The organism is Streptomyces sp. LUP30 (genome assembly GCF_001746365.1).
Taxonomy (GTDB): Bacteria; Actinomycetota; Actinomycetes; order Streptomycetales; family Streptomycetaceae; genus Streptomyces.
This window is the reverse complement of the sequence record NZ_MJAJ01000001.1, coordinates 211,435-224,777: the sequence shown is the minus strand read 5'-3', so window position 1 is coordinate 224,777 and position 13,343 is coordinate 211,435. Positions and strand designations below refer to the sequence as shown.

Genomic DNA, 13,343 nt, shown 5'->3' with positions numbered 1-13,343 from the left:
ATGCCCCAGTCCCGCGACTCCGGCCGGACCGCAGCGCCGGCCGTCGGCGACACCACGCGCGAGCGCATCCTCACCGCTGCCATGGAGGAGTTCGCCCGCCATGGCATCGCCGGCGCCCGCGTGGACCGCATCGCCAAGCTCGCCAGAACCAGCAAAGAACGCGTCTATGCCTACTTCCGCAGCAAAGACGCGCTCTACGCCGACGTCGCCGCACGGGAGTACGTCGTCATCGCCGAGGCCACCCAGATGGACCCGCGCGACCTCCCCGGCTACGCGGGCCGCCTGTTCGACTACTTTGTCGCCCGTCCAGACCACCACCGCCTGATCGCCTGGGGCCGCCTCGAACTGCCGGGCGCCGCAGCCGTTTCCGACGATCCCGCCCAGGCCGTGATCGCCCGCAAAATCGACCAGCTCCGTCAGGTCCAACAGGCAGGACAGCTCGACCCCGCCTGGGACCCGGCCGACGTCCTCGCCCTGGTCAATCAGATCGCCATGACCTGGGCGTCGCAGCCCGAACTCAGCGAGGCCGCCGCCGCACACGCCGTGGACCCCACCACCGCCGCCCGCCGCGCCGCGGTGGTGACCGCTGTCGAGCAGCTTTTCCCTCGAGCGAGCTGAGGTCCCCCGGACCGGCGGCAGCCCTGCCCGAACATTCCCCGAACCGCGCCCGCATCTGCCCGTAGCAGGCTCCGTGGAGAGGGCGGGCTGCCCACGGAGAGCGATCGACGCAGCTCTCTTCCGGGCGCGGGCGGGGTTCCTGAGAGCTGTCCGGGCCGGCACCGCCGGCGGATCGACCGGAGCAAGGCGGATGCCGACTCGCCACTCGCCCTGCGGGCGAATACTGCAGCTCTCGAACACCGACGTTCCACCCGTGCTCCCATCGGGCGTTCACGCGACGGCGAAGGGGGCCATCGCCTCCCGGCGGGCACGGGGCCTCCGCCGCGCTTCCGTCACGCGTCGGTCCTTGCTGCGCGGGCCGCGAAGGCGGCCGGGGTGAGGCCGGTGCGGTCGCGGAAGAAGCGGCCGAAGTTCGCGGGATCGGTGAAGCCGAGGTGGACTGCCACCGTCCGGGCATCCCACCGGGCAGCTCCCAACAGGCGCCGGGCTTCCAGGAGGCGCCGCTCGTCGATGAGTTCGCGTACCGGCTTGCCGGTGGCGTCCCGGGCGGTACGGCTGAGGGTGCGGACCGAGCAGTCGAGCAGTTCGGCGTAGTCCGCGGCTTGGTGCAGTTCGCGAAAGTGCAGCTCCAAGGCGTCCAGGAAGCGCCCGTACCTGTCGGCGCGGCCGGTGCCGGTCGTGGCCGTGCCGGTGGGGGCGATGCCCGGGGAGCTGGCCAGGCGCAGCAGCAGCGATTCGAGCAGGCTGCGCCGCAGGGCGTGGTGGATGTCGAGGGGGCGCCGCCCCAGTGCGCGGTGTTCGTCCAGGAGTTGGAGTGCCGTCTGCTGGAGCCAGTCGGTGTCGTCGGGGTGCGGGCTGAGCACGGCAGGGGCGTCGTGCGCGGTGAGCGGGGCCAGGAGGCGGGCGAGGTCGGGCCGCAGTACGTCGGGTTCGAAGAGGATGAATGTGCCGCGGGCCGCGCCGGGCGGATGCCAGCACTGCGCGTGCCCGGGCCGCACCCACAGCCACTGGCCGGGGCCGACGGTCCGCGTGACGTGATCGACGTCGTGCCGCAGCTCACCCTCGGTGACCGCGATGAGGTAGTGGAAGGTGGCACGGCCCGGACGGGGCGGGTTCCATGGCCAGTCGTCGTGCTCGGCGAAGAAGTTCTCGACGGTACTCACCTCGAGGCCGTACGGAGTGCCGACCGGGGGCTGGAAACCGTAGAGCGGAACCGCACCGGCCGCGCTGCCGCTCGGGTCAAGGTGTCGCTTGCCGACCATCATGTGTCCGCAGCTTAACGCTCTTCCGGTCGGCTCTCACGGAAGGATGGGACGTGCCGCCGCGCCCGCGCAGCGCGCCCTCCGCCTCCTTCGATGCCCCTCACCGTCACCACCCGAGAAGGGCCACATCTCCCCCGGGTACCACATGAACAAGAAGCACTGGATCACCGTGGAGAGCGGGGAGCTCGTCACCGACTCCTACCGGCTCGTCGTGGCCCACCTGCCCAAGGCCGAGCGGCCTGTCGGCCCGCACACCTACGGCACCGGCACGCGGGCGGCCCGGTGAGCGCGGCCGGTGACCGTCTCCAGGACACCGCACGCAAGGCGGCCCTCGCCCTCCCCGACGTCAGCCACGGCCGCCCCTTCACCCCCGACCTCGACGTGTACAAGGTCGCGGGCAAGGTGTTCCTGATCGTCACCGACGACCCGGACGAACAGATCATCACCGTGAAGTGCGAACCCGAGCACGCCCGTGCGCAGGAACGCGGCTACGCCTCGATCACACCGGGCCGCTATCTCGACAAGCGCCACTGGATCTCACTGGGTCCGGGGGTCGGCATCACCGAGCGGCTGATCACCGAGGCGGTCGAGGACTCCTACGACCTGGTCGCCGAGCGGCTGCCGCGACGTGACCGCCCCAGTGCCCGATGAGCACCGGGAGCTTCCCCGCGAACGGCGAGCCGGGTCGGCGACCGGCCAGGAGTGTCCAATGGTAAGTGGATCGACTTGCCTTATGGGTGGTGCGGGGGCTACGTTCAAGAGGTAAGTTCATCGACTTATCTTTCGACTCGGCAAGGAACAACCACCATGAATCGTCTTGCGGGCAAGCGCGCCCTCATCACCGGCGGCACGAGCGGGATCGGTCTTGAGACCGCGCAGCGTTTTATCGCGGAGGGGGCCGACGTACTGGTCACAGGCGTCACCCCGGCCAGCATCGACAGAGCGCGGCAGATCCTCGGCGACAAGGTGCCGGTGGTGCAGGCTGACGCACGCGATCTCGATGCGCAGCGCGGCCTGGCCAAGCAGGTGCGTGAGCACTTCGGGCAGCTGGACGTCGCGTTCCTGAACGCCGGCGTCTCCGACTGGCGGCCGTTCGAGGACCACACGGAGGACAGTTTCGACCGGCTCTTCGACATCAACGTCAAGAGCGTCTTCTTTCTCACGCAGGCCCTGGTGCCCGTGCTGTCCAACTCGTCCTCGGTCATCCTCAACGCGTCAAACAGCGCGCACGGCGGCTACGGGCAGTCGAACGCCTACGCTGCGACGAAGGCGGCTGTCGGCTCCCTGATGCGGTCGTGGAACGCGGACCTGCTCAAGTCGCACGGCATCCGGTTCAACGCGATCAGCCCCGGTCCGGTGAACACCCCGCTGTATTCCAAGCTCGGGATCGAGGACCCAGCGCAGCAGGCGGCGGTTCTGGAGGCGATCAGCTCCGGCATCCCGCTGGAACGCATGGGTATGCCGGGGGAGGTCGCGGAAGCCGTCGTGTACCTGGCCTCTGATGCGTCCGCCTTCACCGTGGGCCAGGACCTTATCCTGGATGGCGGCCAGACCGTCCTCTGACAGCGAGGATGCGGCCGGGAGACGGGTGAGGGGCGTGGGTATGTCGGTGGCGGACCGAGCGGCAACCGGTGGCGATTCGCGCCAGGCCGGGCATGACGCGCAGACCAAAGCCGGGTATCACGCGCAGATCAAAGCGGAGAACCGCGCGCGCATCATCCGCGCCGCCCGCGACCTCTTCCTCGCCCGGGGATACGACAAGACCTCCCTCGCCCAGATCGCGAAGGAGGCCCGCGTCTCCACCGGCACCCTCTTCAAGCGGTATCCGTCCAAGGCTGCGCTGTTCGCGGCCGTCACCTCCGAACAGTGGCAGCTGGACGTGGAGTACGCCGAACCGCCCCCGCCCGGTGACCCCCGGTACGGTCTGGACCACATCGGCCGCGACTACGCCTGCCTGGTCGCGCGGCCCGGCACGGCCGCACTGTGCCGCCTCATCATCACCGAACTTCCCCAGATGCCGGAACTCGCCGACATCGTCGGCACGGGCTTCGCCATCGACCGCGGACCCTTCTTCGACCGGCTCCGCGACTACCTGGACGCCGAAGCACAGGCCGGCACACTCGACTTCCGCTCGGCCGACGGACAACCACAGCCGGCATCCGCAGTGGCCGAACAGTTCCTCGGCATGATCTGCAGCCAGCTCCTGTGGCCTCAACTCGTACGGACCGACTTCATCCCGCCCGACCCCACCGACGCCGCCATCGTGGACGAAGCCGTCGCCCTCATGCTCACCCGCTATCGCACCGGATCCTGATCTCATGGCGGTGTTCCGTGCTGCGCGGGCGGGCAGACCGTGGTGCCTCAGGGTGTCAGCAAGGGCGAGGGGGTTGCGCGGGCGCCCAGGGCTGTGACCGGGCAAGAGGTATCTGCACCCGGCAGTGCCGCTGTGCCGGGAGCCGTGCTGGAGCTGATCGTCAACGAGGCGGGCGAGCTTCGGCGGGAGCACGAAGGGATGGTGGTTGACCGTCAGGTAGGTATGCCCTTGGTCGTGGTGAATGTGATCGTCGGTGAGTTCGACGATGCGGGTCAGGGGGAGGGCGTAGAGGCGGACGAGAGCAGCCGCGACGCTCCAAGGCCGCCAGACGCGCACCGGAAGCCGCAACTCCGTGTCTGGCTGGCCCGCTCCGGCGGCATACTCCCATATGGCCGAGCTCACCCGGCTCCCTTGACCGGATCGCCGTCCCGGCTGAGGGTCCGGGCCGCCACCTACCAAAACCCGCCCTGAGACCCCGGGGGCAAACGCGGCCGGTCGTCCATCCCTTCGTAGGGGTGTGACCGAGATACGCGCCAAAAGGGCAACGGGATGATCTTGTAGACCTGATCCGTTCGGATTTACGTGCGGCGACGTGCAGCGGGGTCGCGTTCGGCGAGGTGCCGGGCGACCGAGTCGACGCCGGGACGGGCGTACCGCTCCAGGGATCGGACGGATGCAGGGGGCTGGTCGGTTGTTATGTCTGGTTCGCTGCTTGCTTGAGGGTCCTGATCACTGGTGCCGTTTCGATGTGTGTGATGGCTGGGAGAGCGGCGACCCGGGTGGTCAGGTACCGGAACAGCTCCCGTTGGTTCGTGCACACCACGCTCGCGTATAGGTTCGTCGGGCCGGTCGTGGCGGCGGCGAACGCGATCTCCGGGTGCCCGGCCAGCGCCTGACCGGCTTCCTCCAGGTGTGCAGGGACGACCGAGAGCCAGAGCAGGGTTCGGGCGTTCACGCCGAACATGCGCCAGTCGACGTCGATGTCGAGATAGAGCAGGCCGTGTTCGCGCAGCTCCGTCATCCGGCGCCGGACCGTCGTAGGCGACCAGCCGGTCGCCGCGGCCAACTGCTCGAACCCGGCCCGGCCGTCGGTGGCGAGCAGGGCGAGGAGCTTGCGGTCACCGTCGTCGAGCCGTACCGGTCCCCGTCGATGCGGCACTGGGGGCGGGCGCAGTCGCTCGATCGCCTCCGCGTCCAGCGACCCGAGTTTTCCGACCAGGTTGTCCGGGCCGCCGTAGAAGGCGTGCAGCACGGAGTGCGCGGTCACGCCCTCCACGCGCGGGGTGCGGGGGAGTTTGGCCAGCAGCAGTGCCTCGCTGTCCGCCTCGCTCTCGGTACGGACCACGCAGGTGATCTCGGTGCCGCCGGAGCTGAGGCTCACCCAGGAAGTGTCGGGGCGTCTGGCCAGCGCCTCGGCGACCTGGAGCGACGCGGCGGGCGCACATCGCACCCGCAGGAACCACAGGATGGCGCCCAGCGCGGTGGGGTCGACCCCGCCCAGCACCCGTATCGCCCCGGCCGACCGCAACCGGGCGTACCGGCGGGCGATGGTGCGATCCGACACGCGAAGAACCTCGGCGATGGTGCTGAACGGGGCACGGCCGTCGATCTGCAGGGCGTGCACGAGCCGACGATCCAGCTCGTCGTAGTCGGATTCCACCGAGCCGAGGGTAGACGGTGTCAGATATCAGTGCAATCGGGCCAGTTTCTGGCTCGGGCGGCTCGGCCGACGGAGCGTTGCCTCTGTCCTGATCGACACAGCCAGAGGAGAGTCCATGGACACCGATGTGCTCATCGTCGGCGCCGGCCCGACCGGAATGACGCTGGCCAACGAGCTGCTGCTGGCGGGGGTGTCGACCGTACTGGTCGACAAGCTGTCGCAGCGCAGCGACCTGTCCAAGGCAGGCGGCGTGCAGTCCCGCACCCTGGAGGCGCTCGACCAACGAGGGCTGCTGGAGCCGTTGCTGGCCACCGGAGATCACCCCGTCACCACTGGCCACTTCGCTGGTGTCCCACTCCCGCTCCACCGGCACCGTCTGCCATGGCGGTCCGTGCCGCAGGTGGCGATCGAGGGATTCTTCGAGCAGCACCTCGCCGCGCACGGCCTTAAGGCGCGGAGGAACCACGAACTGGCCGGCCTTGCCCAGGACGACAACGGGGTCACCGCGACCTTCACCAACGGCGCCACCCTCCGCTCCCGTTACCTCGTCGCCGCCGACGGAGCCCACAGCACCGTACGGTCGCTACTGCGGGCCGGGTTCCCCGGTCAGCCCGGTACGTTGACGATCACCGCCGCCGACGTGCGGCTGAGCGGCGTCGATCCGTCCACGTCGCACACCTGGAACGAGGACGGGCACTGGGCGGCACTGTTCCCGCTCGGCACCGATCCGCAGGGCAGGCAACTGCGCCGACTGGTCCTCGGCGGGCCGGGCCAGTCACTGCCCAGGGAGACCCCGGTCACCGAGGACGAAATCCGCCACGGCCTGAGCACCGTGTTCGGCACGCGGGTACACCTGCTGGAACTGCGCTACGCCCGCCGTATCACCAACGCGTCCCGGCAGGTCGAGCAGTACCGGCACAAGCGAGTGTTCCTGGCGGGCGATGCCGCCCATGTCCACCTTCCGCTCGGCGCGCAGGGCATGAACACCGGAATGCAGGACGCACTCAACCTCGGTTGGAAGCTCGGCGCCGCCGTGCACGGCTGGGCACCGGAGAACCTGCTCGACACGTATCACGTGGAACGGCATCCGGCTGGGGCCGCCGTATTGCGCAACGTCCGGGCACAGAGCCTGCTGATGGACTGGGCCGGCACCCGTGATCCGGACGTGCTGGCCGCCCGGGAGGTCTTCACGGCCATGGCCCAACTGCCGGACGTCCAGCACTATCTCACCGACCTGATGTCCGGGATGGCCATCCGCTACCCGATGCCGGGCACCGAAACCCATCCGCTCGTCGGCCGGCCCGCACCGGACCTGGACCTCGGCCCGGCCCGGGTGCACGAACTGCTGCGGTCCGGGCACGGCATCCTGCTGGACCCGGTCGACACGTTCGCCAGCATCGTCGGCCGCTGGTCGGACCGGGTGGACCGGGTGGGCCAGGGCGCCGACACCGAGCCGATGCTCATCCGGCCGGACGGCTACGTGTGCTGGGCGGGCGCGGATGATCTGGAACCGGCGCTCGACCGCTGGTTCGGCGAGCCCCGCTGAGCCGACGTTCGGGAAGCCGGCGTCGTGGAGAGGCAAGTGGCCCATCAGTGGGCGCCAGTGGTGACAACTATCGTGCTTCGGCTCAATTACCCGTTCCCGAACCCGAAGAACAACGCGGAACGCGAGGCGAACCGCAAAGCCTCAGACGAATACCAGCGACTGGAGGAAGAAGCCTCTGACTAGAAGGAGCTGGAGTGGCGCTGACGGACACCGCCGAAGAGGCACCGGCCGACGACGATCCCGGCTTCCGCAACATCGGCTGCCAGATCGTGTGCAGCCCCGAGGTGGCTGACGAGATCGCCCAGCGGCTGCGCGAGGCCGTCGGCGAGATCCTCGAGGACTACACCGACGAAGACGTTTTCGACTACGGCGTCGACTGACACCCAACAGTACGGGAAGGGATCACCGTATATCCGCCCCCACCGCCCCGCACCGCGCGTACGGTGGCGATACGACCCGCCAGGAGGATCCGATGAGCGCGCAGCCCGAGGAAGCCCCCGCCCCGCCGGCCCCGGCCGCCGCCGCCCAGTTGCTCGCCCAGCTGCGCGCCGACCGCCGCGCCGACACCTGGGCGCCGGCCTTCGAGCGGGACTGGGCGAAGGCCCTGGAGGACTCCCGCCACACCTACAGCCTCACCCCCCTGCACGACGTCGTGCGCACCTGGCAGCTGCGCCTCGCCGCGGCCCCAGCCGTCGACGCGTACATCGACTCGGGCCGGGATGAAACCGGCTTCGTGGACCTGGCCGACGTCCTCGGTGCCCGCCAGTGACTGATCAGCCGTGGGCAGTGCGTCTGTCCCCGCAGGCCGCGAAGACGCTCACCGAGTTCCCGGAGCACGCGAAGGAGACGGTCCGCGACGTCCTGGACATCGCGGTGCGCTCCCCGTGGGGCTGGCCCCAGTGGAACACCGGCGACCCGGAAGGCGAGGACGTCCGCTCCGCCTCTGTCGGCCAGCTGTCCGTCGTCTACGTGATCAACCGGCTCACCCGGAACCTGTCCGTCCTGGACGTCATCTGGATCGGGTAGCCATCAGGTGACAACGGTCCGGTCCCGGCATTGCAGCTGCCGGGGCCGGACCGTTTCGCATCGAAGACACGGCCGTGTCACCCGGGCGGCAACGTGTGGCTGCTGCTCACCAGTTGCCGCGGGGCCGCTCGGCACCGAGCTGGACTTCGCGGAGGCATTCGCGGCAGTCCGGCAAGCCGCTCACGGGGCGGCCTTCCTCCTTCGACCATCGGAAGCCACACAGCGAGATGGGCATGCCCCTGGAGTTTTCGCCGGTGGCGTGGGAACCGTAGCCCGGAACGTTCCACGTGACGGGCGTCCCGCCGTCGTAGGGGGCGCCGTCCGGCCAGTCGTAGACGGGCTCGGTGGTGGTGCAGCGCATCCGGAGGTCAGGGCCCTCCCAGCGGGCACCATGCCGGGCCTGAGCAGCGGCGTCGGCGGCGTCGGCGAGTCGTTCGAAGGACAGGTCGTAGTCCCAGTCCCTCATGTGGTCCCAGCTGCCAGGTTCCTGTTGCGGACCAGTGAACGGAACATCAGCAGCACTCGCTCCAGGTCGTGCCGCCCGACCTGGACGGTGTCGGTCTTCGGGTCGTAGCCGTACGGGTTGTCGGTGCCAGCCTTCTTGGGCATCGCACTTCTCCTGGAAGCTGTGGTGGGCATCGGCCGGCCCTCACGGTCGGCAGGGCAAGGTTGGCAAGGCGTTCTGCGAGGCGGGGCCCGTCAGCCGGCGTCGGCAGCCATGAAGTTGAAGGTCTCCCGCATGAGCAGGTCGGTGGCGCCGGACTGTTCGACCAGGCGGGATCGTCCCGAACTGGTCGCGCCAGGCCACGGTGTCCATGCCCATGGCCGCGGCCATGAGGACGCCGGTGACCATCGGTACCTGTGCGGGGTCGGCCAGTTCGAAGCCGGGCAGCTTGCGGATCACGGCCGGGATCAGATCATTGAGCGGATCGAGGCGGTCCTCTCCTTCGCCGACGACGGGCGGCTCGTGGCGGACCCGTCGCTGGATGACGGCGGGCTCGGGCACAGGGTGCTGCTGTCCCCTGGACGACGGCCGCCGCCGCGCGTACGGGCGTAGACCTGGGGGATCTCCGCCCTCTCCCGGGCCGGATGGTGATCGGCCGCATCGCACCTGACCACTGCATCCTTGGTTTCCGTGCGCAGAAGCTAGGCGCGGCCGTTTCCCAGGGTGAGCGCCTCGACGACTGGGCTGCCCAGGCCGCGGGAGCGCAGTTCCTCCACACGCCCGGGTGGTATTCCGCCACGCCAGACCGCCTGTCGTTGCCCGCGCCCCGTAACCGCTAGAGAGCGTGGCCGACGATGCGCACGTAGAGCTGAAGTCCAGCGAAGGCCAGCCAAACGGCCCCCAAAAGGAGTTTGACTGCCAGATCCGGTGCCGGCCTGCCCTTCCGACCCAAGATGAGCACCATGGCGAGGCTGTATGCGCCCCACACGGCCATAAGCACATAGCTTAGGTCGTAAGGATTCAACTCCCGCACGAAACTGCCGCTCCCACCCAGTCGACGCCATTTCGAATGCGGGTGCGATAGTACCGGTTTGCTTGCGGGACCTTCTCCGACCTTCCTCAACTCACCTTCACGCCTGAACACCTGCGGCGACGATCCGTCACCTGTCGTCGTCGGTCACCGTCGGCCCGCCTCGGACGGCCTACAGACGGCCCGGCTGGTGGGGGCTTGTGCCTGGCCGCGTGGTCCGTGCGTTGCGGCAGGCTGCCTCTCGATGCGGACTACGGGCGGGGCGGTCGCTGAGGTTTGCGCACCTGGTCACCCGGGCGCGTGCGGTCGATGATGACCGGCTACGGTCGCGGTGGTTGCTGTACTCCGCTGCTGTACAGCACAGAAGACTGACCACCGCTGTAGGAGCGAGGTTGGGGGATCGCAGGTTTGTCCGGGAAGTCCCTGCCTTGGCGGCGTGGGAGGTAAGCACCCTGGCGCACCTCTATGCCCGAGTCCCCGTCCGTTCTGGCACCCTCGTAGCCGCATCGATCAAGGCTCTTGCTGCTCGCGCGCGGCAGTGCCATCCGCGAAACCTCTGCGCCCTCGCCTGGTTGCTCGAACTTGGCCGACGATGAGTCCCGCAAGCGCAACCAGAAAACAGATCGCCGCTACGCCGAAGCCCACCCGCAGTAGGGGCGGTCGTCCGTTACCCCACGCGCGGGCGCCGGCCCAGACCGCTGCGGCCGCGAGCCCGAGACCCTGGATCCACCATCGCTCATCCTTGGCGCTCGTCATGTACTTCATCAGTGTCATGCGTGATGATCCCATTCGCGCCCACCTACCACTCACCTCAGCTCCCATCCCGTCTGCCGTCGGCCCACCTTCAGCAGGAATCGGCCGTCTTCGTCCGCCTCCTGGGCAAGGGACCGTCAACGCGAAGGTCCCCGACCACGATGGGTTGGGGGTCCTTCGAACCGATGGGGCTGACAGGATTCGAACCTGTGGCCTCATCCTTACGAGGTCGATCATGGGATACCAGCGATGTCGGTCAACCGGCTGGAGCCCTCAGCCGACCGGCCGCTGGCGTTCGGCGTCGATCGCGGTTGCTCGTGCCTGTCGGTGTCAGCGGCTGGCGTCAGACATCAACGAGCCTCTTGACGTTCTGCCTGGCAGCGACGAAGCCCAGCGGTGCCGGTGTCATTCGGCTTCGTCGGATACGGCGGCTGGGCCAAGTTCCGCTCGTCGGAGTCGCGTTCGTCGAGCCGCTGCGCCAACAAGACTGATGAAGGCTCCGCTGAGGATGTCGATAGAGAGATCGCGAACGAGTGACCACACGTGGGCGTAGATGCGCCATGGGGCTGGCCGCGCATCATGCTCCTTACGTGCGGAGTCATCGGTTGGAAAGCACGACACTTGCGCAGCCCCGGCCCGAAGCAGACACCAGCGAGTAAGGCGACGTCGCGCCTCGTTCGCTGGACTCTGTCGGCTGGTGCTGGCTAAGGAGACGGCCGTGGGGTGGGTCGAGCGAGCTGCCACTTGTCCGTCGCCGCGGTCGCCCAGTCCGGGTCATCGCGAGTCGGCGAGTGGACCAGGTGGGGTTCATGTGCGGTAATCAGCCGCTTGCAGCGCGGATCTGCGGTTCGCCCGATCAAGGTCGCAAGCCACGCCGGGCCCCGAGACGATGGGCAACGTCACCACCGGCGATGCCGAGCCGAACGGGTGACGGCCCGGGTCCTCAGCGACTCATTGCCCGTTTGGCGCGCACCCGGGGCACACCCCTCCTGCGGCAGGCGGGCTGTCCGAGGCCTCCTGCGGTACGGAGGATGCGCCAGCAGAGGCCCGGATGACTCGGATGGCGGGGTGCGCGCCTATGCTGGCAACGTGGCGGCGAGATCGGGGCAGAGGGCGGGACTGCGGCCCGATGCCGCGCGCAATCGGGCCCGGATTCTGCAGGTCGCCCGCGAGCAGGTTGCCGGTGGTGACAACTCGCTGCAGCTGAACCTCATCGCCCGGCTCGCCGGGGTGGGCGTCGGCACGGTTTACCGCCACTTCCCCGACCGCCACGCACTGATCGAGGCGCTCTCGGTTGAACGCTTCCGGGAACTGGTGGAGCAGGCTCGGGCAGCATCCTCGGCTGAGGACCCGCAGGAGGGGCTGCGCGGACTGCTGCGGTTCACGCTCGACCTCGCGCTGGACGATACCGACTTCGCGAGCGTGCTGTCGTCGGCGGGCGGTGAGCGCGCCCAGACCTCGGAGATGAAGGCCGAGCTCGATGAAGCGCTAGCCGTGTTGCTCGACCGGGCCCGGCTGGCCGGCACGATCCGGAGCGGCATCGAGGCGGACGATGTACGCCGCCTGCTGTGCGGTGTGGAGCACGCGGTGCGTTCCGGGGACGGGGAGCGCCGCGAGCTGTATCTCGGGGTTCTGCTGGAAGGGCTCCGCCCGCCGCGCTGACGGGCGGCAGCCGTCCAGCGTCCCTCCGCGGCCATCCCCATAAACGGATACCAATCCGGTTGCTGTAGCATGCCCACGAAAAAACGGATAAGTATCCGATTCTTTGTCGCCATGCAGGGAGCAGATCCATGAGCGCGCGAGCAGTAGTAACGGCCGGTACCGGAGGCATCGGCCTGGAGACGGCGAAAGGGCTTGCGGAGCGCGGGTATGCCGTCACTGTCGTCGGCCGAAACGCCGAGCGCGGTGCGCGCGCCGTCGAGGAAGTGGCGTCGGTCGCGACCGCAGCGGCGCCACGCTTCGTGGCGGCCGACCTCGCCTCACTGCAAGAGGTACGGGCCCTGGCCGCGCAATTGGCCACCGAGGGTCCCTTGCGGGTGCTCGTGAACAACGTCGGCGCCATGTTCGAGTGGCGCCGCCAGAGCGTCGACGGTGTCGAGGCGTCCTTCGCCGTCAACCATCTCTCGCCGTACTTGTTGACCGAACTGCTTCTGGAGCAGTTGCGAGCGGGCGCACCGGGCCGGATCGTCAACGTCACCTCCGGCGCGGTCGGCCTGGCCAAGCGCACCTTCGATTCCGTGGAACCGCCGGGCGGCTACTACGGCTTCCACTGGTACGGGCGGGCCAAGCTCGCCCACCTGATCTACACCCTTGATCTGGCCGAGCGCCTTCGCGGCAGCCAGGTGGCGGTCTTCGCCGCGGACCCCGGCGGAGCAGCGACCGCAATGACGAGCGGCACCATGACCTCACCGAAGATCGTCTCCCCGCCGCTGCGTCTTCTGTGGCCACTGGTGCGCCGCAAGTTCGAACGTTCCACGGCCGCCCCTGCCTCCGTGGCCGCCCGGTCGTCCGTCTTCGCCGCCACTGATGCCTCCCTCGACGGGCGGACCGGGATACTCATCGGGCCCGAGACCGTGCCGGTTCCCCTGCCGCGCGGCGCCGAAGACCCACGGGCCCTCGAGAACGTCCTCAGGCTCAGCCGCAGACTGGCACCCGTGTGAGGCGGCGGGGCCGGTATCCCCGCCGCTTC

15 protein-coding genes and 1 pseudogene are annotated in these 13,343 nt (G+C 69.1%); 11 read left to right on the top strand and 5 right to left on the bottom strand.

The window, feature by feature from the left end:
* The gene (locus BG482_RS01040; RefSeq protein ID WP_069766864.1) at positions 1–618 is read left to right on the top strand and encodes a TetR family transcriptional regulator; all 618 of its coding nucleotides are present in this window, start codon (positions 1–3) and stop codon (positions 616–618) included.
* 332 nt (positions 619–950) lie between these two features.
* Here BG482_RS01040 and BG482_RS01035 read toward each other — a convergent pair whose 3' ends face one another.
* Positions 951–1,883, bottom strand: a complete 933-nt coding sequence (locus BG482_RS01035) for an AraC family transcriptional regulator (protein ID WP_069766863.1) — start codon at positions 1,881–1,883, stop codon at positions 951–953.
* A 124-nt stretch (positions 1,884–2,007) separates the two neighbouring features.
* Here BG482_RS01035 and BG482_RS01030 point away from each other — a divergent pair.
* From BG482_RS01030 to BG482_RS01015, 4 genes and pseudogenes are all read left to right on the top strand, one after another.
* Positions 2,008–2,166 (top strand): annotated as a pseudogene (locus tag BG482_RS01030) (MmcQ/YjbR family DNA-binding protein); the annotation flags it as partial.
* Positions 2,163–2,531, top strand: coding sequence for an MmcQ/YjbR family DNA-binding protein (locus BG482_RS01025; protein ID WP_069766862.1), 369 nt, complete (start codon positions 2,163–2,165; stop codon positions 2,529–2,531). The pseudogene BG482_RS01030 and the gene BG482_RS01025, both read left to right, overlap by 4 nt.
* Positions 2,532–2,687: 156 nt before the next feature.
* Positions 2,688–3,443: an SDR family oxidoreductase gene (locus BG482_RS01020; protein ID WP_069766861.1), complete on the top strand. Its 756-nt coding sequence runs from the start codon at positions 2,688–2,690 to the stop codon at positions 3,441–3,443.
* A 40-nt stretch (positions 3,444–3,483) separates the two neighbouring features.
* On the top strand, positions 3,484–4,194 hold the full coding sequence (locus tag BG482_RS01015) for a TetR/AcrR family transcriptional regulator (RefSeq protein ID WP_069766860.1): 711 nt from the start codon (positions 3,484–3,486) through the stop codon (positions 4,192–4,194).
* Positions 4,195–4,888: 694 nt separating this feature from the next.
* Here BG482_RS01015 and BG482_RS01005 read toward each other — a convergent pair.
* Entirely contained in the window at positions 4,889–5,854 is a 966-nt protein-coding gene (locus BG482_RS01005; RefSeq protein WP_069766858.1) for an Lrp/AsnC family transcriptional regulator, read from the bottom strand.
* Between the two features lie 115 nt (positions 5,855–5,969).
* Here BG482_RS01005 and BG482_RS01000 point away from each other — a divergent pair, with 115 nt between their 5' ends.
* The 4 genes from BG482_RS01000 (at position 5,970) to BG482_RS00985 (ending at position 8,426) form a co-directional block, all read left to right on the top strand.
* Positions 5,970–7,400, top strand: coding sequence for an FAD-dependent monooxygenase (locus BG482_RS01000; protein WP_069766857.1), 1,431 nt, complete (start codon positions 5,970–5,972; stop codon positions 7,398–7,400).
* A 194-nt stretch (positions 7,401–7,594) separates the two neighbouring features.
* The gene (locus tag BG482_RS00995; protein WP_069766856.1) at positions 7,595–7,780 is read left to right on the top strand and encodes a hypothetical protein; all 186 of its coding nucleotides are present in this window, start codon (positions 7,595–7,597) and stop codon (positions 7,778–7,780) included.
* A gap of 92 nt (positions 7,781–7,872) precedes the next feature.
* A complete protein-coding gene (locus BG482_RS00990) occupies positions 7,873–8,169 on the top strand; it encodes a DUF6247 family protein (RefSeq protein WP_069766855.1) in 297 nt (98 codons plus the stop codon).
* A complete protein-coding gene (locus BG482_RS00985; protein WP_069766854.1) occupies positions 8,166–8,426 on the top strand; it encodes a hypothetical protein in 261 nt (86 codons plus the stop codon). Before BG482_RS00990 ends, BG482_RS00985 begins: the two co-directional genes overlap by 4 nt.
* 106 nt (positions 8,427–8,532) lie before the next feature.
* On the opposite strand, the gene BG482_RS00980 is transcribed toward BG482_RS00985, so the two are convergent.
* Genes BG482_RS00980 through BG482_RS43315 form a run of 3 tightly spaced genes read right to left on the bottom strand, consistent with a single transcriptional unit; the run spans position 8,533 to position 9,432 of the window.
* Positions 8,533–8,892, bottom strand: a complete 360-nt coding sequence (locus tag BG482_RS00980; protein WP_069766853.1) for a hypothetical protein — start codon at positions 8,890–8,892, stop codon at positions 8,533–8,535.
* Positions 8,889–9,035: a hypothetical protein gene (locus tag BG482_RS43670; RefSeq protein ID WP_176741276.1), complete on the bottom strand. Its 147-nt coding sequence runs from the start codon at positions 9,033–9,035 to the stop codon at positions 8,889–8,891. The genes BG482_RS00980 and BG482_RS43670 overlap by 4 nt, the downstream gene beginning before the upstream one ends.
* Before the next feature lie 40 nt (positions 9,036–9,075).
* Positions 9,076–9,432 carry a hypothetical protein gene (locus tag BG482_RS43315; RefSeq protein WP_141746515.1) on the bottom strand — a complete coding sequence of 119 codons (357 nt, stop codon included), beginning with the start codon at positions 9,430–9,432 and terminating at the stop codon, positions 9,076–9,078.
* Positions 9,433–11,722: 2,290 nt separating this feature from the next.
* On the opposite strand from BG482_RS43315, the gene BG482_RS00965 reads away from it, so the two are divergent.
* Together BG482_RS00965 and BG482_RS00960 are read left to right on the top strand one after the other, a co-directional pair.
* Complete coding sequence (locus BG482_RS00965; protein ID WP_256096146.1) at positions 11,723–12,316, top strand: TetR/AcrR family transcriptional regulator; 594 nt, start codon at positions 11,723–11,725, stop codon at positions 12,314–12,316.
* Between the two features lie 128 nt (positions 12,317–12,444).
* On the top strand, positions 12,445–13,314 hold the full coding sequence (locus tag BG482_RS00960; protein ID WP_069766849.1) for an SDR family NAD(P)-dependent oxidoreductase: 870 nt from the start codon (positions 12,445–12,447) through the stop codon (positions 13,312–13,314).
* The last annotated feature ends 29 nt before the right edge of the window (positions 13,315–13,343 follow it).

Bases quoted from the DNA above. Each gene is read 5' to 3' on its own strand.
- BG482_RS01040 (WP_069766864.1), top strand. From the start codon at position 1: ATGCCCCAGTCCCGCGACTCCGGCCGGACCGCAGCGCCGGCCGTCGGC.
- BG482_RS01035 (WP_069766863.1), bottom strand. From the start codon at position 1,883: ATGATGGTCGGCAAGCGACACCTTGACCCGAGCGGCAGCGCGGCCGGT.
- BG482_RS01020 (WP_069766861.1), top strand. From the start codon at position 2,688: ATGAATCGTCTTGCGGGCAAGCGCGCCCTCATCACCGGCGGCACGAGC.
- BG482_RS01015 (WP_069766860.1), top strand. From the start codon at position 3,484: ATGTCGGTGGCGGACCGAGCGGCAACCGGTGGCGATTCGCGCCAGGCC.
- BG482_RS01000 (WP_069766857.1), top strand. From the start codon at position 5,970: ATGGACACCGATGTGCTCATCGTCGGCGCCGGCCCGACCGGAATGACG.
- BG482_RS00990 (WP_069766855.1), top strand. From the start codon at position 7,873: ATGAGCGCGCAGCCCGAGGAAGCCCCCGCCCCGCCGGCCCCGGCCGCC.
- BG482_RS00980 (WP_069766853.1), bottom strand. From the start codon at position 8,892: ATGAGGGACTGGGACTACGACCTGTCCTTCGAACGACTCGCCGACGCC.
- BG482_RS43670 (WP_176741276.1), bottom strand. From the start codon at position 9,035: ATGCCCAAGAAGGCTGGCACCGACAACCCGTACGGCTACGACCCGAAG.
- BG482_RS00960 (WP_069766849.1), top strand. From the start codon at position 12,445: ATGAGCGCGCGAGCAGTAGTAACGGCCGGTACCGGAGGCATCGGCCTG.